Origin of the sequence: Gluconobacter sp. DsW_056, assembly GCF_002153595.1 — a bacterium.
Lineage (GTDB): Bacteria > Pseudomonadota > Alphaproteobacteria > Acetobacterales > Acetobacteraceae > Gluconobacter > Gluconobacter albidus.
In genome coordinates, this window is the sequence record NZ_JOPF01000009.1 from 313,329 (window position 1) to 338,658 (window position 25,330).

Consider the following 25,330-nt stretch of genomic DNA (forward strand, 5'->3'; position numbering starts at 1 on the left):
CGCCGCAGAAAGGTCGATGCAGGGTTCGTCCCCGCATCGGCTTTTCTGCATCAGGAAGCCTGAACGGCTTCCCCGTGATCTTCCTCAGCAGAAGCCTTGTCCCAGGCCGACCCCATCAGACGTAACCGCGTCGGATGCAGGCCATCTGTCTCGGTCAGAACGTAATATGCGGTATATTGTCTGGTCGGCTTCCCCGGTCGGTCCATCAACACATTGAAAACACTGCGGTCCGCCGTCATCTGAGTTTCATCCCCGGCCAGAGGCTGATTCCAAACGTCCAGGACGTTCGGCACCCGTGTCCGGTCGATCATCAGGCAGTTCGGATCCACGAACCCGCCATAACGTTCGCGGAAGATCCCGCCCCCGATCCCGACCGACTCCCACTGATCCTCACAAATGGGTTTTTGTGTCTGCGGATGCACAAACCAACGGCCCGCCCACGCCCAGTCATGCCCGTCGATGGCCGACAGGAGGGAGGACAGATGATCGGGCGCCCACCAGTTGTCGTCGTCGAGATAGGCAATACGCGGTGCATTCGAAAGCTGGCTGAGCACGCTGCGCAACACGCCACCGTCCTTCGCGCGCCCAAACCCGTCATGCCGTTGCGACGTCGAATAGCCGGGCCAGAGCACTTCGACGGCCCAGCCCGGTGGCCGCCCTTCGATCGCGCGCTGAAACAGATCGTCCGCACCCTCTTCCGGTGCCCGGTCCAGACCGATCATGATCTGCACCCGCAGATCCCCCCTCTGTCGGAAAATGGACTGGACCGCCCGGACAATAGTAGGCCGCAGCAGGCTGGGCATGACAACGGCTACATCGAAAGGCCGCTGGTCAGGCATGCCGGGATCAGCGAAAATGTGAAGTCCGGGTTTCATGTCCGGCACGATACTGCGCCCTCAAAGCCCTGTCACCTCACGCGCTGCTCTCTTGCACTTCCACGCGACAGGGCACACCATGAAAGTCAGAATGATCACTGCGAAAGAGTCCAACGTGTCCGCTCCCTCCACCTTTTCGCACGAACAACTGCTCGACCGTCTGGGCGAGGTCGCCGTCCGCGTTGGCCTGAACATCAAACCGGGCCAGCAGCTCCTCATCACCGCGCCCCTTACCGCCGTTGCACTGGTCCGACGCGTCACGGAACATGCTTACAAGGCCGGTGCCTCACTGGTGACGACCCTGTACGCGGATGATGAAACCACGCTCGCACGTTTCATCCACGCCCCGAACGACGCCTTCGACGTTGCCCCCACATGGCTGGCCGATGGGATGGCGCGTGCGTTCCGTGAAGGCGCCGCTCGCATGGCCATTACCGGCGCCAACCCGACGCTGCTCAAAGGACAGGACCCCGAACGCATCGCACGCGCCAATCGTGCCAGCTCCAAAGCCAACCGCCCGGCGATGGAAATCATTACCCAGTTCGCCGTGAACTGGAACATTATCGCCTGTGCCACACCGGCCTGGGCCGAACAGGTCTTCCCGGATTTATCCCCTGAAGAGGCGCTCGCGGCTCTGTGGGACGGCATTTTCAAGGCGTCTCGCGTGGACGTGGCCGATCCTGTCGCCGAATGGAACGCCCATAACGCCGCGCTGCATGCCCGGGCGAAATTCATGAACGAGAGCCGCTTCGATGCCCTGCATTTCAGCGGCCCAGGCACGGATCTGACCGTCGGCCTAGCGGACGGACATCTTTGGGCGGGTGGCTCGGAAAAATCCGGAAATGGCATCGTCTGCAACCCGAATATCCCGACCGAGGAAATCTTCACGACCCCGCATCGCAGCAAGGTCAACGGCCAGGTCAGCAGCACCAAGCCGCTGTTCCATCAGGGCACTCTGATAGATGATATCTCGGTGCGTTTCGAAAACGGCCGCATTGTCGAAGCAAAAGCCAGTCAGGGTGAGGACGTGCTCAAGCGGATCCTCGATACCGATGAAGGCGCTGCCCGGATTGGCGAAGTTGCCCTCGTGCCGCATTCATCGCCCATTTCGGCCAGCAAGATCCTGTATCGCAATACATTGTTCGATGAGAATGCATCCAGCCATATCGCACTCGGCCAAGCCTACACGAAGTGCATGGTCGATATCGAAGGTCTGACGCCGGAAGAACTTCTGGAGCGGGGCGTGAACGATTCCCTCATCCACATTGACTGGATGATCGGTTCGGACAAAATCGATCTTGATGGGCTCAAGAACGGCAATCGCGTGCCGCTGATGCGCGCTGGAGAATGGGTGCAGGCATGACATTTTTCCGTATGACAGGGCTTGCGGGCCTTTTCGTCTCTGTCGCAATGCTGCCTCTGGCCGCACAGGCGCAGACCTACGCTCAACCCGGCTATCCGGTTCAGGGTGGCACCACGAGCCAGACCCAGATCGACGGCAGCGTACCGCTTCAGGGAACACCGCAGCAGACTCCACAGATTCCACCGCAGGTCCGCGCCGATACGGAGCGCGCCATGCAATACCCTCTGCCGCCCGACTTCATGACCCGTGCCGCAGCAACGATCGCCGAACTTCAGGCCCGAAACATTCAGCCCCCCAATTCGCACGGCACAGGGCTGGCCGACACAATCAGCCGCATCAGTCAGATCCCCGGGCTTGCGCCCGTCCTGCAAAGCCATGGGTTTACGCCGGAAAGCTTTGTGATGGGCATGACAACCTTCGGCATGACTCTTGCCGCCAGCAATGGCCAGCTTCCTGCCGGAATGCCAAGCCCCAATCCCGCCAATGTCGCGCTCTTCAAGGCCCAGCCCGAACAGGTTACGGCCCTGATGCAGGCTATGGGCAATCCACCACACTAATACGCAACAGCGGCCGTGTGTTCCGCAGGATCACATGGCCGCTTCAGTCTCCGAAAAAGACCCGAATGCCCATTAAACTCGACCCCGCACTACTCCCTGCCCTGGATATCCTCGGCATGGCCCAGTCCGGCACCCTTCTGCGTGCCGAGCGGGAGACGCCATCCGATGGTATTCCCGCCTTCGTCACCAGAGCAGGCTGGGATGAACTCGCTGCGACACATGCCGCAAACCATGATGCCCCTCACACAGTGCTTCTTCCGGCTCTTGAAAAAGCCGTGTCCCGTATTCTCGCCCACGCAGCCCAGAACGCGTCACACACGGGCGAAATGACGCCTGTTACCACGCTGCAAAGCGACCTCTTTCCCAGCGATCCCGACCTTGTTCTGGCCTTTGTCCGCGATAGCACCCATCCCGTGGCCTGCGCCCTGATCGGCACAGCCCCTCAGATCGAGACCGCACTCCGCAGACAGGACGACGCTCAGGACTGACTGAACTGGCGAACGGCAAGTTCGTCCAGTGTGTTCTGCTCTTTTCTGAGTTCCGCCAGCCGCTCTTCTTCCTTCTGTTCTTCGCGAAGGGTTTTGACGGCTTCCATGGCAGCTCTGGCAATGATCAGTGCGGAACGCACGGTTTCCCGATCCAGCGCGGCCTCCCGGCAACGTTCCTGCGCCTGCGCAACAGCCTGTCGCCCAACAGGAAGCCAGCGACTAAAGGCTTCTACGGCACCATCTCCTGCGGTGGGGCTGGATGCGATCCGCTGCTCGCTCAGGATCTCTTCCTGAGCAGCTGACAGCTTTTCTTCCGCAGCCGTCTCACGTGCCACGGCCTCCGCGAAGCGTCTTTCGACAAGATCAAGTTCCTGCTCACGCAGGGTGGTGAGGGTGTCAAGGGGTGACTGTTCCATTCTGATGGATCCTTCATGCCGCATTCAATGGAGTAGTTTGCGGAACCGTCTGCATGATCTGTGCGAGCTGTTCAAAAGCCTCCGCACGCGTAGAACGCTCGTTCCGCCCCTGAGACAGGAACTGGTTCAGTCTGGGCATCAATGCGATGGCCTCGTCAACCTCGCGATCCGTGCCTGGCTTGTAAGCCCCCAGCCGGATCATGTCCGCCATACGCTGATAGGTTGCCATCACCGCCCGCGCGCGTTGCGTCATGGCATTTTCCTCAGGGGAATTGCATCCCGGAACCGCACGGGACAGTGAACGGAGGACGTCAATCGCGGGATAACGGCCCTGCTCACCGATCTTGCGATCCAGAATGATATGACCGTCCAGAATGCCACGCACCGCATCCGCAACCGGCTCGTTCTGATCGTCACCCTCCACCAGAACAGTAAAGAGCGCCGTAATCATCCCCTGATCGGGATACCCCGGCCCTGCCCGCTCCAGAAGCCGGGGCAGTTCGGCAAACACGGAAGGTGGATAACCACGGGTTGCAGGAGGTTCGCCCGCAGACAGACCGATTTCACGCAGAGCCATACAAAACCGGGTCACGCTGTCCATCAGAAGCAGAACCGACTTACCCTGGTCCCGGAAATATTCCGCAATCGCCATGGCAGACAGGGCCGCTTCACGACGCATCAACGGCGGTGAGTCCGATGTTGCGATCACCAGGACACTTCGTGCCAATCCTTCAGGGCCCAGATCGTCCTCAATGAATTCACGGACTTCACGTCCCCGCTCGCCCACCAGAGAAATCACGGCAACGTCACACTCCGCCCCGCGTGCGAGCATGGAAAGCAGGGTTGATTTTCCAACACCCGACCCGGCGAAAAGTCCAAGCCTCTGGCCACGACGACACGTCGCAAACGCATCAAGAGCCCGCACCCCAAGATCAATTCTCTCTCCCAGCCGCGCCCGGCTTGCCGCGTTGGGCGGCGGACATTGGATCGCCTGACGTTTGCTCGCCGGCCGCAGAGGCCCTTTTTCATCAATCGGCTGCCCCAGCGGATCCACCACGCGCCCCAGCCAGCTCGAATTGATACCCAGGCCGCCGCTTTGACGACTGAGAGGAATTCTGGCCTCGCAACCCGGCCCAATTCCATCCAGCGCACCAAAAGACATCAGGCGCGCAACGTCCCCCTGAAATCCAACAACCTCTGATTGTATTACGCGACCATCACGCGCCTTAACCGCGACTCGATCTCCGATCGTGATGAATCCATCGAGTCCAATAACGGTCATGCAGAGCCCCACAACGTCCTTCACGCTTCCTACAACCCAGTCACACGTGAAGTTCGTGAGCTTTTCAAGCAGTTTGGCGTAATCGCTCATAGTGGCAGTTTCTGACCGTTTTCTGCGGATTATTCCGATTTCCCAACCCTACAACCTCATCGTTAAGATGAGCTTAATGTTCCCCTTTAACGAGAATAATAATGACATTTTTACGATTTTTGATCCATATCTATCGACAGGCACAACCTTGGGTAGTAACCATTGGTTCACCAAGCCGGGAGTTGAAACATGCGTATCCTTCTTGTCGATAGCGATCAGTCCGCCGCCGTCACGTTATCCCAGACCCTGCGTAACGCGTCCTTTACCGTTGATCATACGCCTTCTGGCGAAGAGGCCATCGAGATGCTGCGTCACTACGACTATGACGTGGTTGTGCTCGAACTGATGCTGAACGATCTGGAAGGATATGAAGTAATCCGGCGTGTCCGGGCTGCGCGTATCACGACGCCGATCCTTGTTCTGTCGGCCCTGCTCCGCTCTCAGGCCAAGATCCGGGCCTTCTCCATGGGCGCCGACGATTACATGACGAAACCCTATGACGCAGGCGAACTGGTCGCCCGTCTTCAGGCCGTCATGCGGCGCTCCCGGGGGTTTGCCGAGCCGAAGCTGCGGGTAGGTAATCTGGAGCTGGATCTGAACGGCAAAAATGTCACTGTCGATGGGGGCGCACTGCACCTGACGGGCAAGGAATATGCCATTCTGGAACTGCTGGTGATCCGTAAAGGGTCCGTCCTGACCAAGGACGCGTTCCTCAATCACCTTTATGGCGGCATCGACGAGCCGGAAATGAAGATCATTGACGTCTTCATCTGCAAACTGCGCCGGAAGCTGCAGAATGTTGGCGCAGGCAACCTGATTGCCACGGTCTGGGGTCGTGGTTACATCCTGCGGGAAGACGATGTTGCCGAAACGGTTTCCCTCGCAAGCCTGCCCTCCCAGGTCACCGCCCCCATCGTGGAAGCCGCCGTCTGACCCTCCAGGGTCAGGACGTCAGCCCCTGACGCATATGAAGGACGGCGTCAGGCACAGTCATGCATGGGCAATGGCGCGAATGACATCGCAGACATGATCCACCACTTCATGGACGAGCGCTTCATCTTCCGCTTCGACCATGACGCGGATCAGCGGTTCCGTTCCGCTGGCCCGCAGAACAAGACGGCCACTCCCGGCCAGGCGTTCATCCGCCCAGGCCTTTGCAGCAGCAAGGTCCGGGCTGCCCATCGGGCTGGCTCCTGAATAACGGACGTTTTTCAGGAGCTGGGGATACGGCGTAAAAAAACGGCAGATTTCACTGGCCGATCGCTTGGTTTCCACAGATACGGCTAGAACCTGCAGCGCAGCGATCAGGCCATCTCCCGTCGTGGCATAATCCGATAGCACCATATGTCCGGACTGCTCCCCCCCAAGATTGGCCCCAATCTCGCGCATCCGCTCCACAACATACCGGTCACCAACCGATGTCCGCTGAAGCTCAAGACCCTTTTCTGCCAGAGCTTTTTCCAGCCCCATATTGGACATGACAGTCGTGACCACCGTGTTGCCACGCAACCGGTCATGCTGCTTCCAGAAGGAAGCGATCAGACCAATAATCTGGTCACCATCAACAAGATCGCCGTTTTCATCTGCAATCAGGACACGATCCGCATCGCCATCCAGAGCAATGCCGAAATCCGCACCATGCTCCCGAACCGCCGCACAAAGCGTTTCCGGATGGGTGGACCCCACGCCATCATTAATATTCAGGCCGTCCGGCTCACAGCCGATCTTGATGACTTCCGCCCCCAGTTCCCACAATGCCTTGGGCGCTACCCGGTATGCTGAACCGTTGGCGCAATCAATGACAATCTTCAGACCGTCCAGACGCAGCCCACGCGGAAAAGACGCCTTTGCATTCTCGATATAACGACCAGCCGCATCCGTCAGACGTGAAGCGCGCCCAATCCGTTCGGGCGAAGCCAACCGGGCCGAAAGATCCTGAGCCATCAGGTCCTCAATTTCGCCTTCAACCTCGTCCGACAGCTTGAAACCGTCCGGCCCAAACAGCTTGATACCGTTGTCGGTGAAGGGATTATGGGACGCTGAGACCATGACCCCAAGATCGGCCCGGAGAGAACGTGTCAGCATGGCAATGGCAGGAGTGGGCAGCGGACCGACCAGAATGACGTCCATCCCGGCCGAGAGAAAACCGGCAACCAGAGCACATTCTAGCATATAGCCGGAAAGACGCGTGTCCTTGCCCAAAACAACGCTGTGCCGGCGATTCTGGCTGCGCATGAAATACAGGCCGGCCGCCTGCCCCAGTCTCTGCGCGATCTCAACCGTCATGGGCGCGGTATTGGCCGTTCCACGGATGCCGTCAGTACCGAACAGAGACCTCTTGGTGGCCATAATGAAAAATCCTGCCTGTCTGCCAGAAATAAAAAAGGCGCGGCACCGGGGATAATCTCCTCGATGACGCGCCCGTTGGTGCGATTGGCTGCCTGATTAGCCCGCCTGAGGCGCCGGATCAAACGCGCCGGGACGTGTGGTCGGAACAGAAGCACGACGGTTGTCAGGCATCTGTTCGTCATCCGCCGTCCGCTCGATGGCTTCACCGCGCATGATGCGACCGACATCGTCACCCGTCAGCGTCTCATATTCCAGAAGAGCTGCGGTCAGGCGATGCAGATCATCAAGACGCGTCGTCAGCAGATCATGGGCCTGCTTATAGGCCGTATCGATCAGAGCCTTGACTTCCTTGTCGATCTCACGGGCGGTTTCTTCAGAAATGTTCTTGTTCTGCGTCACGGAGTGACCCAGGAACACCTCCTGTCCGTTATCCCCATAGGCGATCATACCAAGCGTGTCGCTCATGCCCCATTCGGTGACCATGCGGCGCGCGAGATCCGTCGCACTCTTGATGTCGCCCGATGCGCCTGCGCTGACTTCCTCACGTCCGAAAATGATTTCTTCAGCAACACGGCCACCCATGGCGATAACCAGACGGGCCAAGCACCACTTGCGACTGTAAGAAATATTGTCCTTCTCCGGCAGGGTCATGACCAGACCCAGGGCTCGGCCACGCGGCACAATGGTTGCCTTGTGGATCGGATCACTACCAGGGGTGAAGATCGCGCAGATGGCATGTCCAGATTCGTGATAGGCGGTTGAGCGCTTTTCGTCTTCGGTCATAACCATGGAACGGCGTTCCGCCCCCATCATAACCTTGTCCTTAGCCTCCTCGAACTGCGCCATACCAACTGTTCGGCGACCCTGACGCGCCGCCATCAGCGCACCTTCGTTCACGAGATTGGACAGATCCGCGCCCGAAAAGCCCGGTGTTCCACGCGCAATGACCTTCGGGTCCACATCTGAAGACAGGGGCACTTTCTTCATGTGGACGCGCAGGATTTTTTCACGACCGGCCACATCGGGGTTCGGCACCACAACCTGACGGTCGAAGCGACCCGGACGCAGCAGAGCCGGGTCCAGAACGTCCGGACGGTTGGTCGCAGCAATCAGGATCACGCCTTCATTGCTCTCGAAACCGTCCATCTCGACCAGCATCTGGTTGAGGGTCTGCTCACGCTCGTCGTTACCGCCCCCGAGGCCCGCACCACGATGGCGGCCCACAGCGTCGATTTCGTCGATGAAGATGATGCAAGGTGCAGACTTCTTACCCTGTTCGAACATGTCACGCACACGGGACGCACCGACGCCGACAAACATTTCCACAAAGTCCGAACCGGAAATCGTGAAGAACGGAACGTTGGCTTCGCCCGCAATAGCGCGCGCCAGAAGCGTCTTACCCGTACCCGGAGGTCCGACCAGAAGAGCACCCTTGGGGATCTTGCCGCCCAGACGGGTGAATTTCTGCGGATCGCGAAGGAATTCGACGATTTCCTGAAGCTCGGATTTCGCTTCGTCGATGCCGGCAACGTCTTCAAACGTCACACGACCAGTCTTTTCGGTCAGCAGCTTGGCGCGGGATTTGCCAAAACCCATGGCCCGGCCACCACCGCCCTGCATCTGACGGAAGACCATGAAGCAAAGTCCGACCAGAAGCAGAACCGGAAGATAGGCGCTCGCATAACGCAGAATCGGGCTTTCTCCGCTGTCCATCGGCTTGGCAGTCACTTCGACGCCGGCAGAGGTCAGGCGGCCAGGAAGGCTCGGATCAAGTGGCGCATAGGTCTCAAAAGACGTCCCGTTCGTCAGGGTCCCGGAGACATTCTGCTCCTGGATCACAACGGAACGGACCTGATGCTGGTCCACGTCATGAATGAAATCGGAATAGGCGATCTGCTGGGCTGCATGCTGTCCGCCACCGGGCTGGAAGGCTGTCAGCACTGCCATTCCGACCACGATGATGACCGCCCAGATCGCGACGTTACGGCCTAAATTGTTCATCTCGCTCTCTGTCGTCCTTCAGACTGTTCCGTCAGATGCAGTAGGGGATCACCCGTCACAACTGGCCGACCGGTCACATTCTGCGTTGACTCCATAACATAAGCCTCCGCGTCCACGATCCTACCCCATCAAGGGCAGGAAAACGCATTTCTTGCGTTTTTGAGGCGCTTTTTACGTCATGAGATGATTTTCTCCCGTCGCAGGGACTGTGGCGGCCCAGACAAAATCGGCTGTGCCCGGCATTTGCCCTATCTGCGGCGACAAAATCAGCCGCCCTTCATACCACACGCCCGGAAGACAGCGGGCGGCGGCATAGGGAAGACCCAGCCTCCGCAGATCCAGTCCATGAACGGCATCCTGAAGTGGCCCGATTACACTGCCTTCCTGAACCTTCTGCGTCAGAAAACGCCAGCGCCCGTCCCAGACACACCCCTTTCGTGCCGCAACCGGCGCACCAAGAGCTCTCTCTTCCCGCACCAGGATCACCCCCTCGCCAAACCGGCCAGCCGGCTGAACACGCACTCCGGACAGAGTGCCACATCCTTTTTTCAGCAGAAGACGCGCAGCCTCCTTCGCCGGACGGTAGGCATTTCCCGAAACCAGCCGGATCAGAACCGACAGGGTCTCTTCGTTCATCCCGGCCCGCTTCAGGAAAACCCATCCCTCAGGATGCCAGACTGCATGGGATGCAAGATTTTCGGCCAGTTCTGCTTCCAGATCCTGGCGCTCCTGCCGGGCCGTGAGATGCAGGGCGTGGGCATCCAGTCTCTGCTCAGGCGTCAGGTCCTGACGCCAGCGTACCCGCTCGAACCGCCGGTTGGCGTTCGATGGATCTTCGATCCATGGCAGACCGGCAGCTTTCAAAGTCAGCCTCAGACGCGCGGGATCGAGGGTTAGGAGCGGACGCAGCAGCCTGATGCGCCCCCGCACAGCACTGGGCTGAATACCACCCAGCCCCAGAGGTCCGCTCGCACGCAGACTTCGCATCCAGATCGTTTCGTCCTGATCGCCTGCATGATGCGCAACAAGCAGATCCAGACACCCTGCTGTCACGCAGGCGGCTTCCAGCGCCTCGAAACGGGCGTGTCGCGCCCGTTCCTGCAATCGGCCTTTCGGGAAGGGTGCAAGCGTCAGGAGGCGGGCTGTCACATCCATGACGGCAAGCCGTTCAACCGTCAGCCGGGCTTCGTCAGCCGACTCAGGCCGCAGGGCGTGATCCACCACGAATGCCACGACATTACGTCGCCAGCGCCGCGCCAGAAACGCGAGCGCCATGGAGTCAGCGCCTCCCGAAACGGCGAGAGCAACCGGCGCGTCTGCGGTGTCCGGAGGCCAGGAGCCGAGGCCAGACATCAGGTCACGGAATTCACATTCCCCAACAGGATGGGCGACCCCGATTTTCTGCGGCGCGACGTTCAGTGACAGGCCGCACGGCTCCGGAACGTGGTCTCGGCGGTCTTTACCCGCGGCGCAGGGGTTGGGAATTCCGATTTCAGCTTGTCCAGAGCCTGACACGCCGAGCTCTTGTCACCCAGCGCCAGCATCGAAGCCGCAACGCCCAGAAGAGAATCCTGAGCTTTCTGGGACTTCGGAGCCTTCGTATAGGCGTCATAATACGCGACCGCAGACTGACGATACTGCTTTTGCCCTGCCAGAGACTGCGCCAGAAGAAACTGGGCATCCACTTTGCCGGATACGCTATGGGCAGTTTTCACAGCAAAACGCGCATTGCTCTCCGCATCGGTGTAGTTCCCGGATCTGAGGGACGCATTGCCGACCTTCAGCGCATCCAGAGCGGTCTTTGGCTGTTCGGCAGTGTCCGGAGTAGCGGCAGGAGCCTTATCCTCGGCAGCGGCCGGAGCCTTTGCAGATGCAGGAGCAGAGGGAGATGCCGAAGCCGCACCCCCACCGCTCTGGGAGGCAAACTGCATATCCGAAATCTGCTTGGACACATTGGCCTGATTGTCACGGACGGAATTGCTGAGCTGATCCAGTTCGCCACGCATCTGGCGGTTCTGTTCTTCCAGAGCCGAAACGCGTTCCAGAAGCTGTGCCGTCAGGTTGCCGTCACCTGCCGCAACCGGAGCCGCTGCCGTCGCACTGGGGGCACTCAGGCCGCCGCCATTCTGAACCTGTGAGAGTTGCTGGCGCAGGGAGGCAATCTGATCCTGCAAAGCAATCGCCTCGCGTGAGGAAATTTCTCCGCTATCCGGCGCATCCTGCGCCACAGCCGGAAGGACGGGCGACAGGACGGAAAAAGCCGTGCCCAGAAAGACGGCACGCAGGGAACGGGACAGCACCATAACGGATCTCCTGAGACAAACTCGCACTCACGGGCACGCAGGCGGGTCATGCGCGCAACATGGCCCAGTCATAAAACAGAAACGGCCGGGGGATAATCCCCCGGCCGCTCATCATCCCAGTCCGTCAGGCCTGAAACGTCGGTTCAGCGAACAGACGTGATGGCGTTACGGTTCTGTGCCCAGGCCTGCTCGTCGTCGCCATCGGCGGTCGGACGGTCCTTGCCGTAGGAGATCGTGGTGATGCGCGAAGCGCTCACGCCCTTGGCGACCAGATAGTCACGGGCTGCGTTTGCACGACGCTGGCCGAGAGCAATGTTGTACTCTTCCGTGCCGCGGTCATCGCAGTTGCCAGCAACCTGGATGCTGACCTGCGGATATTTGGCGAGCCATGCAGCCTGCTTGTCCAGCGTAGCGCGGGCTTCTTCAGAGAGCTGGGACTGGTTCAGCTCGTAGAAGACGCGGTCGCCGACATTGGCAACCAGATCGGCTTCGCTACCGGGCGTCGGGCCAGCTTCCTGAGCGACGGCGCCTGCGCCGTTGCTGTCACCCTTGTTGGTGTTGCCGTTGGAACAGGCTGCGAGAACAAGCGCCAGACCAAGCGCGCCAAATACCTTGAACTTCATGTGTCTCAATCCTGAGAACGGCCCCACAGCGGGAACCGAATGCGGAAAATGCCGCGTTATTCCGGACCACCTCTTTCCTGTTCGGAACAGACAGGAATCGGTTCCGATCCCTGCATGCCGACCCTGAAAATCAGTGGCCATAAGCGCCCATACTCATGACTCGAATCACCGGTCAAGTGTCGTGTTAACGCCGGTTAAATGTGAAAAGTTCGATTCATATTCGGAACCAGAAATTTCGGCATAAATGTCACAGCTATTCTGAGAAATGTGGCAGAATTCTGCCACATCATCGAAACCAGCGGGCTTTCACGCTCCTGAAACATGCGCTGCCTGCGTAGCTGCCCAGCGTTACAGTCGTGGCATATGGAAGGGGAAAGACCACCTCCGTCATCCTGACGAGTCCGTCAGCAGCGAAAATCTCGACCGAACTCCGGTCCACAATGACTCGCAGACAAACAGATCCGTCCTGCGGGGAGAGAGGCGCCACATGCCGTGTCGTGAAGGCCGCATTCGGCACGGCAACGCCTGACCGACTGCGATCCACGACCAGTTCCTGCCGCGCAGGATCGTAGAGGATCTCGGTTCCGAACCTGCCATCCTCCGTCGCCGCCACGGTCAGCACCACCACGTCCCCTGCAGGATCAATAGCCAGTTGGAGATCAAAAACCGTATCCGCGAAATCCGTACAGTCCGCAACGCTGTCCGGAAGCCTCCAGGGCGTTCCCACTTCCGGACGGATTTCACTGGCAGCAAAGACTTCGATCGGAGCGCCAAGACTGACGGGCTTCTGCTTCATCAAAAGCGGGCCATCCCCCTGCCGCGCAAGAGACAGATGCGCCGGAAGCGTCATCTGCCCGCGCCAGGGAGCCGTCGGAGTCTGGTTGGCGTAGTTCCAGTTGCCCATCCAGCCGATGCTGACGGGCGTGGCGGTTCCGGCAAAACAGACAATCGCATAATTGTCCGGCCCGTAATCCATCCAGCGATACTGCCACGGATCATCTGTGGCCGCCGGCTGCTCTGCGGGCGTGAAGACGGTGCCGTCGAACTCTCCGACGTAATAGAACGTCCCCGATCCGCCGGTCAGGCCGCCGGGATTGACGCTGACGATCATCACCCATCCAGAGCACCCCGCCTCGCCCTCAATCGGAAGCCGCGCCAGAACCGGCACTTCCCAGAGCATATCCGGCGTATGGTAGCCGGGCGGGCGAAAGTCACTGAGGAACTCCCAGTGCAGAAAATCGGTGGAGCGGAAGAGCTTGACCACCTGCTGTTCGGCCTCAACCGCCGTCAGCACCCAGTATCCACCCTCTTCATACCAGCACAGTGCCGGGTCCCGGAAATTCCGGGACACTGGATCGAGCGTCAGAACCGGGTTGTGAGCGTAGCGGGTCCAGTGCGCGCCACGATCCAGACTGACCGCAACCGAAACGGCCTGCGTGCCGTCTTCCTGCTCGCCCGGCATGTCGCGGAACACGCTGGTGTAAAGCGCCAGAAGCGGAGGATTTTCGGCCGTTCCCAGCCCGCTGCGATTGTCCCGGTCATAAATGACCGTGCCGGAATAGATCTGCTCCTGCGGCGTGGACGGCAGCGCAATCGGCTCCTCCTGCCAGTGCAGCAGATCCCGGCTGGTGGCATGGCCCCAGGAAATATAACCCATGACGGGCTCGACCGGATTGTGCTGGTAAAAGAGGTGATACACACCATCAATCAGGATCGGCCCGTTCGGATCATTCATCCAGTTCCGAGCCGGGGCATAATGCAGCAGCGGACGCCACTGCCGTGTCTCCTGAGGGGACATGGGGAATTCTCCTGTTCAAGCAGTCCTTGCGACGCCTCACAGGAAAAAGGGTTCCCCGCCCTTTTGCAAATCCGCGCTCCCGAACCGGAAGCGCGGAACAAGGGCCTCAGCCGTTGCGCGGCGACCAGGCCGGATCGGACGCACCCGTCGAGGTCCGGATCGGACGCTCGTTAAAGCCCGTAATGTCGATCGTCCCGATCCCCGATGCGAAACCCGCGCCGCCCGCACCTGCAGCACTCTGGCGGCAGAACGCCAGCACACGGCCATTGGGGCAGAACGTCGCGCTATCAACGGTGAAGCCCTGCGTCAGGATGCGCTCACCGCTGCCATCGGGGTTCATCACGCCGAGCGAGAAGCCGCCGCCGCCGATACGGGTAAAGGCGATCAGATCCCCACGCGGGGACCAGACCGGCGAACCATACTGGCCGGTGCCGTAGGAAATCCGCTTCGCCGGACCACCCGACGCACTCATGACATAAAGCTGCGGGCTGCCACCACGATCCGAGTTGAACACGATCTGACTGCCATCCGGGCTGAAACACGGGCTGGTGTCGATTGCGCCATTGGAATTGGTGATCTGCCGCTTCGCACGCGAGGCCAGATCGACCACGAAAATGTCCGAGCCGCTGCCACGCGTGGCGGACAGCACGACAGAGCCACCGGTCGGCGAAAAGCGCGGCGCAAAAGAAATGCCCGCGAACTCACCCAGAATCTGCTGACGACCGGACGCCAGATCGAACAGATACACGCGCGGACGGTTGTTGGCGTAGGACATGAACGCAATCTGGTCGCGCACCGGGTTGAAGCGCGGCGTCAGCGTCAGCCACTCACCATTCGTCAGCATCCGCTCGTTGGCGCCATCCTGATCCATCAGGGCCAGACGCGTGATCTGGTGATGGCGCGGGCCGGTGCGGGCGATATAGGCGATGCGGGTATCGAAATAGCCCTTCTCGCCCAGCATCCGCTCATAGATCACATCAGCAATGATGTGCGCGATGCGGCGCCAGTTGGACGTCGAAGCCGTATAGGCCGTGCCCTGAAGCTGCTGGCCGGAAAGCACATCCCACAGACGCATCTCGACGCGCACGCTGCCTGAACCGATAGCCTGACCGGCCACGGCAGCACGGGCACCCTGTGCCTTGAGCGCGCTGAAATCCGGTGTAGAGCCCGGCGGCACGTTGCCGCTCATGACCTTGAACAGGCCGGTGCCGTTCAGATCGGACGTGATGACACCGGAAATCTGCTCACCCAGACCCGCCCCGAAATTCGGGATGACGATGGGGATCGGCTCCTGACGGGCCTGATCGACGGTAATTTCAGCTTCGCCGGGGCCAGAAGCCCCAGCAGACTGCGCAAAAGCCGCCAGAGGCGTTGCCAGGAGACCACCAGCAGCAGTGGCTCCCAGAACGGAGCGGCGCGAAAACAGCGCGCTCAGGGCCTCGGCGTCGGTATCGGGAATGAAGGACATGAGACTTCCTCGTGGATTACGGCCTGAAGACAAAACGCAACTCATGCGTCTGACCAAGCATCTTGGAGGGAATGGGCAGATGGGCACAGGTGGGGCTCAGCACCGCATCCCGCGCCCGCTCCGCCAGAACGCGGTAAGACGGGTCGGAAGCCATTTTCGCAGCCGTATCAGGCGCAAATTTGACAATCCGCGCCTCACCGGTCGCATCGACGGTCACGACCATATGCGCAACAAAGCTCGCATAGTTCCGTGCCTCGGTATCTTCGGTGTAGCAACGGCGCACAGAACCGCCGATGGCTTTCTGATCCGCCATGGACAGCGACTTGGTGATGTCACCATTCGGCACACCGCCCCCGTTCGGCGCACCACCCTGGGGCGGATTGGCCTTTGCGGTCGGCGCATGGGTCTGCTTCTGGTCGGCGCGGAAATTATCCAGCGTCGCCAGCAGCGAATGACTGTCCGCTTCCGTCTTCTTTGCCGCATTCGGCTGCGTCATATGCGAGAACTTCGGCATATCGGGCAGCTTGTCGGCTTTCTGTGTCTGCGGGCTCGGCGGCGCGACCATCGTTGATTTCGACGGCGGTGACGGGGTGGGCGGTGATGCCGGCACAGGCTGCGGGGACTCATCCGTCATTTTCGGCGGAAGCTTGATGTCCGGCAGCTTCTGCGGCGGCGTCTCCGGCGGAGGCGGCACAGGCTGGGGTGGCGGAGGCGGCGGAGGCGGCTCTTCCGTCGGCGCCTTCAGAGGCGGCGTCGGAGACGGAGGGGCCTCGTTCTTCACGGGTGCAGGGGCCGGAGCGGGCGCAGGGGCCGGATGATCGGCCTTGACCGGGTGAGTCGGCGGACCAGCCTGCTCGAATTCCATCTGCACCGTCGGTGGCTCAGGAGGTTCGGGCGGTTTTTCCGGCGGGATTTGAACAATCAGATACGCGATCAGCCCCAGATGAATGGCGGCTGATCCGTAAAGCGCATGACGAAAGCGCCTGTTGTCAGAGCGGCGTGGACGGACCACGGCAGGCGCCTCTTACTGGCCGCTCTGGGGCTGCTGCGCGAGAAGCGCAACATGCGTGAAGCCGCCCGACGTGATCTGCCCCATGACCTGCATCACCTGTCCATAGTCGATATGGGCATCGGCGCGAACAAAGATGCGGTGGGTCGGATCGTTCTGCGACTGCGCCTTGAGCTGGTCAATCAATTGATCGGACGTGACCTGCTGGTCGCCCAGATAAAGCGAGCCATCCGTCCGCAGAGACACGGTAATCGGCTTGGAATCCGAATTGACCGGGCTGGCATCCGTTTTCGGCAGATCCACATTGACGCCACTGGTCAGCATCGGCGCCGTCACCATGAAAATGATGAGCAGCACCAGCATGACGTCCACCAGTGGCGTGACGTTGATTTCCGAGGCGGGCCGACGCTTGCGGCGTCCGCCTCCTCCAGCCCGTCCTCCCGCAGACATCCCCATGGTTCAGGCCTTCCCGCCGGTCGTATCGTCCGCACGTTCCTCGGACTGACGCGACAGGATGGCCGCGAACTCGGTTCCGAAGGCTTCCATGCGGTCCGTGAACTTCTCGAAAGAGTTGCTCAGGCCGTTATAGGCGATATAGGCCGGAATGGCGGTCACGAGACCAATGGCCGTTGCGAACAGGGCTTCGGAAATACCCGGCGCCACAACGGAAAGGTTCGTGTTGTGCATCTGCGCGATGGACGCGAAGGAATGCATGATGCCCCAGACCGTTCCGAAAAGGCCGACAAACGGTGCCACCGGGCCGATCGTCGCCAGGAAGATCAGGCGACGCGTCAGGCGGTCGTTCTCACGCATGACGGTGATGTCGATGGCGCGGTCCACGCGCTCGCGCACGCCACCCCGCGACAGGTCGATGCCGCCGATCCGGGCGGAACGGCGCCATTCGCCCATGGCTGCGCCGAATACGGCCGCCATCGGATGTGTCGGGCGCGCACCGTCGGATTCGTAGAGATCGTCGAGCGATCCGCCCGACCAGAAACGGTCCTCGAATTCCGTCGCCTCGCGGTTGACGCGACGGATGAGAATGATTTTTTCCGCAATGATCGCCCATACGCCGGCGCTGCACAGCAGCAGACCCAGCATCACCAGCTTTACAACGATGGAGGCGTGCAGGAACAGGTCCAGAGGCGAAAGACCGGTCGCACCGACCGCCCCAAGCGCACTCGAACTTACCTCATGATCCACTGTTCTCTCCTGTACAGATCCTGTCCCTTGCGGGTCAGGACTCTCCATTGCACTTCACGCGGAAACAGGAAAGTGGGTCAGACCTCTCCTGCCTCCAGTTTTCTCACTGCATCACGCCAGCGAGGCGGAATTTTGGCAGGTTTCATGTCAACGGCACTCAGACAGGCCAGTTCCACGTCGATAACCGTAGCCGTTTCGCCACCCCCGGAATAATTCCGGACAGTCTGACAAAGTTTCAGCCGCGTCGGCGTCATGGCGTCCAAGGCCGTCTCGATTTCCATCTCGTCATCGAGTCGGAGTGGCGAGCGATACCGGATCGCCGCCTGACGCACGACGAAGACCAAGCCGAAATCGTTCAGAAGCTCCGTCACGGACGCGTCCGCATCCCGCATCGCCTCGCTCCGCGCACGCTCGGCAAAGCCCAGATAGCGTGCGTGATAAACGATACCCCCCGCATCGGTGTCTTCGTAGTAAACCCGGAACCTGATCTTGTGCGTGGCCATACTGTCTCTCCAGTCATGGTGCGCCCATCCCGCGAACCGTGTTCAGGGACTTTCAGGGCGCGGAATCGTCCTGCTCCAGCGTGGAAAGCAGGTCCACCTGGCTCGCGGGCGGGTTCAGACCCAGATGACGCCATCCGGCCTCACCCAGCATCCGCCCACGCGCCGTTCTGAGAACAAGCCCTTCCTGGATCAGGTAAGGCTCGATCACGTCTTCCAGCGTATCGCGCGCTTCGGCAAGCCCTGCCGCCAGCGTTTCCACCCCCACCGGGCCGCCATGATGATGTTCGGCAATCCGCTTCAGATAGCGCCGGTCCATTGCATCCAGGCCTCGCTCGTCAACTTCAAGCCGCCCCAGAGCCGCATCGGCCAGCGCACGGTCCACGACCGCATGCTTCGAGACCAGCGCAAAATCCCGCACGCGGCGCAGCAGACGCCCCGCAATCCGAGGCGTGCCGCGCGAACGACGGGCGATTTCTTCCGCCCCATCGTCCGTCAGACGCATCCCGAGCTTCAGAGCCCCGCGCGAGACGATCGCCCGCAGTTCTTCCGGCGTATAGAATACCAGCCTCAGAGGAATCCCGAACCGGTCCCGCAGAGGTGTCGCCAGCAATCCCGCCCGTGTGGTCGCGGCCACAAGCGTGAACGGCGCCAGATCAATCCGTACGGACCGCGCAGCCGGGCCTTCGCCGATAATCAGATCGAGCTGGAAATCTTCCATCGCCGGATAGAGGACTTCCTCGATCGCCGGCTGAAGACGATGGATTTCGTCAATGAACAGCACGTCACGTGGCTGGAGATTCGTCAGGATCGCCGCCAGATCGCCCGCCCGCTGGATGACCGGCCCGGATGTTGCCCGGAATCCCACACCCAGTTCCCGCGCAACGATCTGCGCCAGCGTCGTCTTGCCCAGGCCCGGCGGTCCGTGCAGCAATACATGATCCAGCGCCTCTCCACGTGCCCGTGCGGCCTCGATGAAAATGGCAAGATTTTCACGGCTGGCTTTCTGGCCCGTAAAGTCCGCAAGCGTTTCAGGCCGCAGACTGCCCTCGCCCGTATCCTCAGGCTGACGGGCCGGATCGGTTTCGCGGTAGGTGTCACTCATCGCGCGAGATCCTTCAGGCTCAGACGGATTGCCAGATCAAGCGTCGCATTCTCGTTCTCGGCCAGTACCCTGCTCAGAACAGGCCACGCCTCGGCCCGGCGGAACCCGAGCCCCGCCAGCGCCAGCAGCGCATCGTTCTCGACACTCGGCCCAGAGACAATCCCGGGTGCGGATACGGTCCCGCCCCCGCCCGGCATTTTCGCAACCTTGTTGCGCAATTCGCTCAGAATACGATCCGCCAGACGCGGCCCCACGCCCGCAGCCCGCGTCAGTGAGCCTTTGTCCCCGGCATTGATCGCCAGCAACAATTCGCCCGGACTGTTCGCCGAGAGGATCGCCAGCGCCACTTTCGCGCCCACGCCCTGCACGGTCGTCAGCAGCCGGAACCAGTCCCGCTCATCCGTCGTCGCAAAGCCGAAAAGCTGGATGGCATCCTCGCGCACGATCGTCTCGATCAGCACGCGTGCCACGGAAGGTGGCTGAGGCAGTGCCGCCAGTGTGCGGGTCGAGGCCGAAACCACATATCCCACGCCATTGACGTCAACGATGCAGCGCTCGCCCTCGATCTGTCCGACGAGTCCGGTCAGTTGCCCGATCATGCCATGCGCTTCCCGGCCACGACATGCGCCGCACTCGCGCGGTGATGGGCATGACAGATTGCAACGGCCAGAGCATCGGATGCATCGGCCTTGCGGATCTCGGCGCCCGGCAGCAGCCGCTTCACCATCATCGTCACCTGTTCCTTGGTTGCAGACCCGGTTCCGACCACGGATTTCTTGACCGTCATCGCCCCGTATTCCGCAACCGGAAGCCCTTCATAGGCTGGCGTTAGCAGAGCCACTCCACGCGCATAACCGAGTTTCAGCGTCGAAGAGCCGTTACGGTTCACGTAGGTCTCCTCAACAGCCGCCTCGGCCGGTGCGTATTCGCGGATCAGCTTTTTAAGCGCGCCATGCAGCTCGCACAGACGCAGCGGCACGGATTCGGACCCATCGGTCCCGATCACCCCGGATGCCACATGCTTCAGGTGATTGCCGTCCACGTCGATGATGCCCCAGCCCATGAAGCGCAGGCCGGGGTCAATGCCCATCAGGCGGATCAAGCAGCCAGCGCCTCGGCCACGTCGTCAGGAATGTCGAAATTGGCGTAGACGGCCTGAACGTCGTCATTGTCTTCCAGCACGTCGATCAGCTTCATGACCGAACGCGCCTTGTCCTCATCCAGCGTCACGCTGTTTTCCGGACGCCAGTCGAGCTTGGAAGACTTCGGCTCACCGAAACGGCTTTCAAGCGCATCGCGGACAGCGAAGAAATTTTCCATCTCGCAGGTGACTTCATGACCGTCTTCGGTGGTGACGGCATTATCCGCACCGGCCTCAATCGCGGCTTCCAGCATTTCGTCTTCCGAGGCCACATCCAGCGGATAGCTGATGACGCCCAGGCGCTGGAACATGAACGAGACCGAGTTCGTCTCACCCATCGAACCGCCATGCTTGGAAAACGCCGCGCGCACTTCGCCGGCCGTCCGGTTGCGGTTGTCCGTCAGCCCTTCAACGATGATCGCAACACCCGCGGGGCCGTAGCCCTCGTAACGGACTTCGACGTAATCATCGCCACCTGCGGTGCCAGACGCCTTCTTGATGGCGCGCTCGACATTGTCCTTGGGCATGTTGACTTCACGCGCCATGGACAGCGCCGCACGCAGACGGGGGTTGGAGGCGGCTTCGGGCAGACCCGAGCGCACCGCAACCGTAATTTCACGCAGCACCTTGGCGAACTGCTTGGCCCGCTTGGCATCCTGCGCACCCTTGCGGTGCATGATGTTCTTGAACTGTGAATGACCGGCCATCGGTCGCTCCTTCCTCTATCGTCGCGTCAGAGGCTCAGACGAGCCTGCCATGACAGTGTTTGAACTTCAGACCCGATCCACACGGGCAAAGGGCGTTTCGCGGCGTCTCCGCATACCAGCGCTGAAGCGTCGCCGCATCAGGCTCTTCCCCTACCGGCACGGACTGCGGACGTGACATCGGCGCCGCGGACGGAAAGACCGTCATCGGCTCCCGGACAGGCAGGGATGCCGGAATTTCCGAACCCGTCGTGCCCTGCGCGAACAGGTCAGCAGGCTCTTCGGACGGGCCGGACGCCTCGGTGTTGATGACCGGGAACGGCGGCGGCTCGGACACGGCCTGAATGCGGCACATCGTCTCCGTTACGCGGACCCGCATGTCGTCAAGCATCGCGGTGAACATCTGGAAGGCTTCCTGCTTGTACTCGTTCAGCGGATCACGCTGCCCGTAAGCCCGCAGACCAATGCCCTGACGGAGCTGGTCCAGCCCATGCAGATGCTCTTTCCAGACCGCATCGAATGTCGTGAGCACGACCTGTTTTTCGATCAGGCGCATCAGCTCAGGACCCATATTAGCCGTCCGCGCTGCCTGCGCCTTCGCGGCTTCGGCCTGAATGCGCTCGATCACGCCTTCGGAATCCATACCGTCTTCCTTCGCCCAGTCCGCGATCGGCAGATCCAGGTTCAGAATGCGGGAGACGTCTTTCGCCAGCCCTTCCGTATCCCAGGCCTCGGCAAAGGATTTTTCGGGAATATGGGCGTGCACCAGATCCTCGATCGTGTGTTCGCGCAGTTCGGCGATCACACCCGACAGATCTTCCGTCGCCATGTATTCGCGGCGCTGGGCATAAACCTCCTTGCGCTGGTCATTCATGACGTCGTCATATTTGAGCGTGTTCTTGCGCATGTCGAAATTGCGCGCTTCAACCCGCTTCTGCGCCTTTTCCAGAGCCTTGTTCAGCCAGGGATGAACAATCGCCTCACCTTCCTTAAGGCCCATCTTCTGCATCATCGCGCCCATGCGGTCGCTGGCGAAAATGCGGATCAGGTCATCTTCAAGCGACAGGAAGAAGCGCGAGTTGCCCGGATCGCCCTGACGGCCCGAACGGCCGCGAAGCTGGTTGTCCACACGGCGGCTCTCATGGCGTTCGGTGCCGATCACATACAGACCACCCGCCTTGTGAACCTCTTCGTGATGCTCCTCGATACTCTCCCGGATGTCCTGCTCGACAGCCGTACGCTGTGCTTCGTCTTCAACATGCTCAATACTGGCCTTCACCAGCATCTCGATATTGCCGCCCAGTTTGATGTCGGTTCCGCGACCGGCCATGTTGGTCGCAATCGTGATCGCACCCGGCGCACCCGCCTGGGCAACGATGATGGCTTCCTTCTCATGCTGCCGGGCATTGAGCACGTTATGCGGAATGCCGCGCTGCGTGAGGATATGGGAGAGGTATTCGCTCTTCTCGATGGACGTCGTGCCCACGAGAATGGGCTGGCCCGTCTTGTGGATATCGCGGATCAGATCGGCCACGGCATTGAATTTTTCCGCTGCCGTCAGATAAACCTCGTCATCCGTGTCGATCCGCTGCACTGGCAGGTTCGTCGGGATTTCCACCACATCGAGGTGATAGATTTCCGCGAACTCGTCGGCCTCGGTCATGGCCGTACCGGTCATGCCCGAAAGCTTCGGGTAGAGGCGGAAATAGTTCTGGAACGTGATGGAGGCGAGCGTCTGATTCTCCTGCTGGATCTCCACATGCTCCTTGGCTTCCAGCGCCTGATGCAGACCATCCGAATAGCGGCGCCCGTCCATCATACGACCGGTGAACTCGTCGATGATGACGACCTTGCCCTCACGGACGATGTAATCCACATCCCGCGTGAACAGCGTATGCGCCCGCAGGGACTGCTGGACGTGATGAACCACCGCCACGTTGTGAATGTCGTAAAGGCCGCCTTCCTGAAGCACCCCGGCCTGCGCCAGAAGCTCTTCGACACGGTGCGACCCTTCTTCGGTCAGCGTGACCGAACGCAGCTTCTCGTCCTTGTCGTAGACGTCAGGCTCTTCAACGAGCTTCACGACCACATCATCGACAGAGCGATACAGGTCGGAGCTGTCATCCGCCGGACCGGAAATGATGAGCGGCGTCCGAGCCTCGTCGATCAGGATGCTGTCCACCTCATCCACGATCGCATGATTGAACGGACGCTGCACCATATCGGCGAGCGAATATTTCATATTGTCGCGCAGATAGTCGAAGCCGAACTCGTTGTTCGTGCCGTAGGTGATGTCCGCCGCATAGGCCTCGCGACGCTCACCGTCGGACAGGTTTGGGATGATCACACCCGTCGTCAGCCCGAGGAAGCTGTACAGAACAGACATTTCCTCGGCGTCACGGCGTGCAAGATAATCATTGACCGTAACGACATGCACACCCTTGCCGCTCAGCGCGTTCAGATAGACCGCAAGCGTTGCCACAAGGGTCTTGCCCTCGCCCGTCCGCATTTCCGCGATCCGACCGCCATGCAGGACCATGCCGCCAATGAGCTGCACATCAAAATGACGCTTGCCCAGAACCCGGCGCGACGCCTCACGGCAGACCGCAAAGGCTTCCGCCAGCAGGCCATCCAGGGTTTCGCCTTTCTCAAGCCGCTCCCTGAACTCGACCGTTTTCTGTCGGAGCTGCTCGTCAGAGAGAGCCTGGACCGCAGGCTCCAGTGCATTGATCTCGGGCACACGGCGCTGATACGCCTTGAGCGTGCGATCGTTGGCAGAACCGAAAAGGGCGCGGGCGAGGCGTGCGAACATGCTGAACCTTGAGATGCCGATGGCCCGGAACGCCAGATCTTTCCAGAAGCGGAAAGACCCGCACACCGTGCCGTCAGGATTTTCACGTCTGCTGGAAATAGGACCGGGGCCGCGTAGGGTCAATGGAGAGGCCGCAGAGAACCTTGAGGAAATGTCCGCATTGTCATCGCAGTGTCACATCCAGCCCGCAGCCCGTGCCCCATACGACACCCTCGTGAAGGAATGGTAACGGACCGCACCCTTGCAGGGCGGACCAGCCTTTGTCATGGTGCAGGCCATCCTTATTCTCAGGTCATATCCGAGGTAGTCCCACATGCGGCTTTCCCGCTCCACTTTCGCTCTCGCAGCCCTCCTGGCCGGCACATCGGTTGCTGCATCGACGGCTTTCGCCGCCCCTGCTCCCGCTCCGGTCGCAACGGCTCCTGCGGCAGCTCCTGCTCCTGCAGCCAACCCGGACATGCTGATCGCGACCGTCAACGGCTCGAAGATCACACTCGGTGACGTGCAGCGCGCTGCCGGCAACCTCCCGCCCCAGGCCCGGCAGATCCAGCCGTCCGTTCTGATCCCGCTGATCGTCAACCAGCTCGTTGACCAGAAGGCCGTTCAGATCGCCGCCGACAAGGAAGGCCTGAGCCGCAAGCCGGACGTGAAGGCTGCCATGGACGCCGCTGCCGCGAACGCCCTGCAGAACGCCTATCTCGAAGAAAAGGTCGGCCCGCTGGTCACCGATTCCACACTGCACGACTTCTACCAGACGCATTATGCGAACAAGAAGCCGGAAGAAGAGATCCACGCCCGCCACATCCTCGTGGACAGCGAAGCGCAGGCCAAGGACATCATCGCCCAGCTCAACAAGGGTGCTGATTTCGGCAAGCTCGCCGCACAGCTCTCCAAGGACAAGGGTTCGGCTGGCGCAAATGGTGGCGATCTCGGCTGGTTCAAGAAGGCCGACATGCTGCCTGCTTTCTCCGCTGCCGCCTTCGCCATGAAGCCGAACACGATCTCCCAGACCCCTGTTCACACCCAGTACGGCTGGCACGTGATCCAGGTTCTCGCGACCCGTACTGCTCCGATTCCGACATTCGATCAGGTCCACGACCAGGTCCGTCAGGAACTGATCCGCGACAAGGTGCGTGACATCGTACAGAACGCCGAATCCCAGGTGAAGGTCGTTCACTACGACGCACAGGGCAAGGTCATTCCGGACGCAGCGCCGGCTGCCGCACCTGCAAAGAAGTAAGAC

24 protein-coding genes are annotated in these 25,330 nt (G+C 60.7%); 5 read left to right on the forward strand and 19 right to left on the reverse strand.

Annotated features, from left to right (window positions below):
• Positions 1-50 precede the first annotated feature (50 nt).
• Positions 51-839, reverse strand: a complete 789-nt coding sequence (locus HK22_RS08675; RefSeq protein ID WP_233142509.1) for a glycosyltransferase family 2 protein — start codon at positions 837-839, stop codon at positions 51-53.
• Positions 840-966: 127 nt separating this feature from the next.
• Between HK22_RS08675 and HK22_RS08680 the strand changes: the two genes are divergently transcribed.
• From HK22_RS08680 to HK22_RS08690, 3 genes are all read left to right on the forward strand, one after another.
• A complete protein-coding gene (locus HK22_RS08680; protein WP_233142510.1) occupies positions 967-2,238 on the forward strand; it encodes an aminopeptidase in 1,272 nt (423 codons plus the stop codon).
• Positions 2,235-2,795: a hypothetical protein gene (locus HK22_RS08685; RefSeq protein ID WP_062029176.1), complete on the forward strand. Its 561-nt coding sequence runs from the start codon at positions 2,235-2,237 to the stop codon at positions 2,793-2,795. Before HK22_RS08680 ends, HK22_RS08685 begins: the two co-directional genes overlap by 4 nt.
• Before the next feature lie 65 nt (positions 2,796-2,860).
• Positions 2,861-3,283, forward strand: a complete 423-nt coding sequence (locus HK22_RS08690; protein WP_062109055.1) for a hypothetical protein — start codon at positions 2,861-2,863, stop codon at positions 3,281-3,283.
• On the opposite strand, the gene fliJ is transcribed toward HK22_RS08690, so the two are convergent.
• Positions 3,274-3,699: a flagellar export protein FliJ gene (gene fliJ, locus HK22_RS08695; RefSeq protein ID WP_062109053.1), complete on the reverse strand. Its 426-nt coding sequence runs from the start codon at positions 3,697-3,699 to the stop codon at positions 3,274-3,276. The two genes, HK22_RS08690 and fliJ, sit on opposite strands and share 10 nt — an antisense overlap.
• A gap of 13 nt (positions 3,700-3,712) precedes the next feature.
• On the reverse strand, positions 3,713-5,071 hold the full coding sequence (gene fliI, locus HK22_RS08700) for a flagellar protein export ATPase FliI (protein ID WP_086648984.1): 1,359 nt from the start codon (positions 5,069-5,071) through the stop codon (positions 3,713-3,715).
• Positions 5,072-5,260: 189 nt separating this feature from the next.
• On the opposite strand from fliI, the gene HK22_RS08705 reads away from it, so the two are divergent.
• Positions 5,261-6,004 carry a response regulator transcription factor gene (locus tag HK22_RS08705; RefSeq protein ID WP_086648985.1) on the forward strand — a complete coding sequence of 248 codons (744 nt, stop codon included), beginning with the start codon at positions 5,261-5,263 and terminating at the stop codon, positions 6,002-6,004.
• Between the two features lie 57 nt (positions 6,005-6,061).
• Here HK22_RS08705 and glmM read toward each other — a convergent pair whose 3' ends face one another.
• From glmM to secA, 16 genes are all read right to left on the reverse strand, one after another.
• Positions 6,062-7,420 carry a phosphoglucosamine mutase gene (gene glmM, locus HK22_RS08710; RefSeq protein ID WP_086648986.1) on the reverse strand — a complete coding sequence of 453 codons (1,359 nt, stop codon included), beginning with the start codon at positions 7,418-7,420 and terminating at the stop codon, positions 6,062-6,064.
• Between the two features lie 96 nt (positions 7,421-7,516).
• On the reverse strand, positions 7,517-9,421 hold the full coding sequence (gene ftsH / locus HK22_RS08715; RefSeq protein ID WP_062029144.1) for an ATP-dependent zinc metalloprotease FtsH: 1,905 nt from the start codon (positions 9,419-9,421) through the stop codon (positions 7,517-7,519).
• Between the two features lie 171 nt (positions 9,422-9,592).
• A complete protein-coding gene (gene tilS, locus HK22_RS08720) occupies positions 9,593-10,774 on the reverse strand; it encodes a tRNA lysidine(34) synthetase TilS (protein WP_086648987.1) in 1,182 nt (393 codons plus the stop codon).
• 62 nt (positions 10,775-10,836) lie between these two features.
• A complete protein-coding gene (locus tag HK22_RS08725; protein ID WP_086648988.1) occupies positions 10,837-11,724 on the reverse strand; it encodes a tol-pal system YbgF family protein in 888 nt (295 codons plus the stop codon).
• Between the two features lie 143 nt (positions 11,725-11,867).
• Positions 11,868-12,347, reverse strand: coding sequence for a peptidoglycan-associated lipoprotein Pal (gene pal, locus HK22_RS08730; protein WP_062029150.1), 480 nt, complete (start codon positions 12,345-12,347; stop codon positions 11,868-11,870).
• A gap of 286 nt (positions 12,348-12,633) precedes the next feature.
• Positions 12,634-14,145, reverse strand: coding sequence for a glycoside hydrolase family 32 protein (locus HK22_RS08735; protein ID WP_086648989.1), 1,512 nt, complete (start codon positions 14,143-14,145; stop codon positions 12,634-12,636).
• A 106-nt stretch (positions 14,146-14,251) separates the two neighbouring features.
• Positions 14,252-15,613, reverse strand: a complete 1,362-nt coding sequence (gene tolB / locus HK22_RS08740) for a Tol-Pal system beta propeller repeat protein TolB (protein ID WP_086648990.1) — start codon at positions 15,611-15,613, stop codon at positions 14,252-14,254.
• A gap of 16 nt (positions 15,614-15,629) precedes the next feature.
• Positions 15,630-16,625 (reverse strand): hypothetical protein, encoded by a 996-nt coding sequence (locus HK22_RS08745; protein WP_062109029.1) that lies wholly within the window; start codon positions 16,623-16,625, stop codon positions 15,630-15,632.
• Positions 16,626-16,637: 12 nt separating this feature from the next.
• Positions 16,638-17,078, reverse strand: coding sequence for a protein TolR (gene tolR / locus HK22_RS08750; protein WP_062029159.1), 441 nt, complete (start codon positions 17,076-17,078; stop codon positions 16,638-16,640).
• Between the two features lie 3 nt (positions 17,079-17,081).
• The gene (gene tolQ / locus HK22_RS08755; RefSeq protein WP_174694421.1) at positions 17,082-17,873 is read right to left on the reverse strand and encodes a protein TolQ; all 792 of its coding nucleotides are present in this window, start codon (positions 17,871-17,873) and stop codon (positions 17,082-17,084) included.
• A 29-nt stretch (positions 17,874-17,902) separates the two neighbouring features.
• Positions 17,903-18,328 (reverse strand): tol-pal system-associated acyl-CoA thioesterase, encoded by a 426-nt coding sequence (ybgC, locus tag HK22_RS08760; protein WP_062029163.1) that lies wholly within the window; start codon positions 18,326-18,328, stop codon positions 17,903-17,905.
• A 52-nt stretch (positions 18,329-18,380) separates the two neighbouring features.
• Positions 18,381-19,430 carry a Holliday junction branch migration DNA helicase RuvB gene (gene ruvB, locus HK22_RS08765; protein WP_062029165.1) on the reverse strand — a complete coding sequence of 350 codons (1,050 nt, stop codon included), beginning with the start codon at positions 19,428-19,430 and terminating at the stop codon, positions 18,381-18,383.
• Entirely contained in the window at positions 19,427-20,029 is a 603-nt protein-coding gene (gene ruvA / locus HK22_RS08770) for a Holliday junction branch migration protein RuvA (protein WP_062109025.1), read from the reverse strand. The genes ruvB and ruvA overlap by 4 nt, the downstream gene beginning before the upstream one ends.
• Positions 20,026-20,532 (reverse strand): crossover junction endodeoxyribonuclease RuvC, encoded by a 507-nt coding sequence (gene ruvC / locus HK22_RS08775; RefSeq protein ID WP_041111979.1) that lies wholly within the window; start codon positions 20,530-20,532, stop codon positions 20,026-20,028. The genes ruvA and ruvC overlap by 4 nt, the downstream gene beginning before the upstream one ends.
• The gene (locus HK22_RS08780) at positions 20,529-21,278 is read right to left on the reverse strand and encodes a YebC/PmpR family DNA-binding transcriptional regulator (protein WP_062029168.1); all 750 of its coding nucleotides are present in this window, start codon (positions 21,276-21,278) and stop codon (positions 20,529-20,531) included. Before HK22_RS08780 ends, ruvC begins: the two co-directional genes overlap by 4 nt.
• Before the next feature lie 34 nt (positions 21,279-21,312).
• Positions 21,313-24,087: a preprotein translocase subunit SecA gene (gene secA / locus HK22_RS08785; protein WP_086649115.1), complete on the reverse strand. Its 2,775-nt coding sequence runs from the start codon at positions 24,085-24,087 to the stop codon at positions 21,313-21,315.
• A gap of 313 nt (positions 24,088-24,400) precedes the next feature.
• On the opposite strand from secA, the gene HK22_RS08790 reads away from it, so the two are divergent.
• A complete protein-coding gene (locus tag HK22_RS08790; RefSeq protein ID WP_062029170.1) occupies positions 24,401-25,327 on the forward strand; it encodes a peptidylprolyl isomerase in 927 nt (308 codons plus the stop codon).
• Positions 25,328-25,330 lie beyond the last annotated feature (3 nt).

What these genes read in the sequence shown, in the direction of transcription:
- tilS (WP_086648987.1), bottom strand. Translation starts at nt 10,774, where the DNA reads ATGTCTGGCCTCGGCTCCTGGCCTCCGGACACCGCAGACGCGCCGGTT.
- HK22_RS08780 (WP_062029168.1), bottom strand. Translation starts at nt 21,278, where the DNA reads ATGGCCGGTCATTCACAGTTCAAGAACATCATGCACCGCAAGGGTGCG.
- glmM (WP_086648986.1), bottom strand. Translation starts at nt 7,420, where the DNA reads ATGGCCACCAAGAGGTCTCTGTTCGGTACTGACGGCATCCGTGGAACG.
- HK22_RS08705 (WP_086648985.1), top strand. Translation starts at nt 5,261, where the DNA reads ATGCGTATCCTTCTTGTCGATAGCGATCAGTCCGCCGCCGTCACGTTA.
- HK22_RS08690 (WP_062109055.1), top strand. Translation starts at nt 2,861, where the DNA reads ATGCCCATTAAACTCGACCCCGCACTACTCCCTGCCCTGGATATCCTC.
- HK22_RS08675 (WP_233142509.1), bottom strand. Translation starts at nt 839, where the DNA reads ATGCCTGACCAGCGGCCTTTCGATGTAGCCGTTGTCATGCCCAGCCTG.
- pal (WP_062029150.1), bottom strand. Translation starts at nt 12,347, where the DNA reads ATGAAGTTCAAGGTATTTGGCGCGCTTGGTCTGGCGCTTGTTCTCGCA.
- HK22_RS08725 (WP_086648988.1), bottom strand. Translation starts at nt 11,724, where the DNA reads ATGGTGCTGTCCCGTTCCCTGCGTGCCGTCTTTCTGGGCACGGCTTTT.
- ruvB (WP_062029165.1), bottom strand. Translation starts at nt 19,430, where the DNA reads ATGAGTGACACCTACCGCGAAACCGATCCGGCCCGTCAGCCTGAGGAT.
- fliI (WP_086648984.1), bottom strand. Translation starts at nt 5,071, where the DNA reads ATGAGCGATTACGCCAAACTGCTTGAAAAGCTCACGAACTTCACGTGT.
- fliJ (WP_062109053.1), bottom strand. Translation starts at nt 3,699, where the DNA reads ATGGAACAGTCACCCCTTGACACCCTCACCACCCTGCGTGAGCAGGAA.
- ftsH (WP_062029144.1), bottom strand. Translation starts at nt 9,421, where the DNA reads ATGAACAATTTAGGCCGTAACGTCGCGATCTGGGCGGTCATCATCGTG.
- HK22_RS08685 (WP_062029176.1), top strand. Translation starts at nt 2,235, where the DNA reads ATGACATTTTTCCGTATGACAGGGCTTGCGGGCCTTTTCGTCTCTGTC.
- HK22_RS08790 (WP_062029170.1), top strand. Translation starts at nt 24,401, where the DNA reads ATGCGGCTTTCCCGCTCCACTTTCGCTCTCGCAGCCCTCCTGGCCGGC.
- ruvA (WP_062109025.1), bottom strand. Translation starts at nt 20,029, where the DNA reads ATGATCGGGCAACTGACCGGACTCGTCGGACAGATCGAGGGCGAGCGC.
- ybgC (WP_062029163.1), bottom strand. Translation starts at nt 18,328, where the DNA reads ATGGCCACGCACAAGATCAGGTTCCGGGTTTACTACGAAGACACCGAT.
- tolQ (WP_174694421.1), bottom strand. Translation starts at nt 17,873, where the DNA reads ATGGAGAGTCCTGACCCGCAAGGGACAGGATCTGTACAGGAGAGAACA.
- tolR (WP_062029159.1), bottom strand. Translation starts at nt 17,078, where the DNA reads ATGGGGATGTCTGCGGGAGGACGGGCTGGAGGAGGCGGACGCCGCAAG.
- HK22_RS08680 (WP_233142510.1), top strand. Translation starts at nt 967, where the DNA reads ATGATCACTGCGAAAGAGTCCAACGTGTCCGCTCCCTCCACCTTTTCG.
- secA (WP_086649115.1), bottom strand. Translation starts at nt 24,087, where the DNA reads ATGTTCGCACGCCTCGCCCGCGCCCTTTTCGGTTCTGCCAACGATCGC.
- tolB (WP_086648990.1), bottom strand. Translation starts at nt 15,613, where the DNA reads ATGTCCTTCATTCCCGATACCGACGCCGAGGCCCTGAGCGCGCTGTTT.
- HK22_RS08735 (WP_086648989.1), bottom strand. Translation starts at nt 14,145, where the DNA reads ATGTCCCCTCAGGAGACACGGCAGTGGCGTCCGCTGCTGCATTATGCC.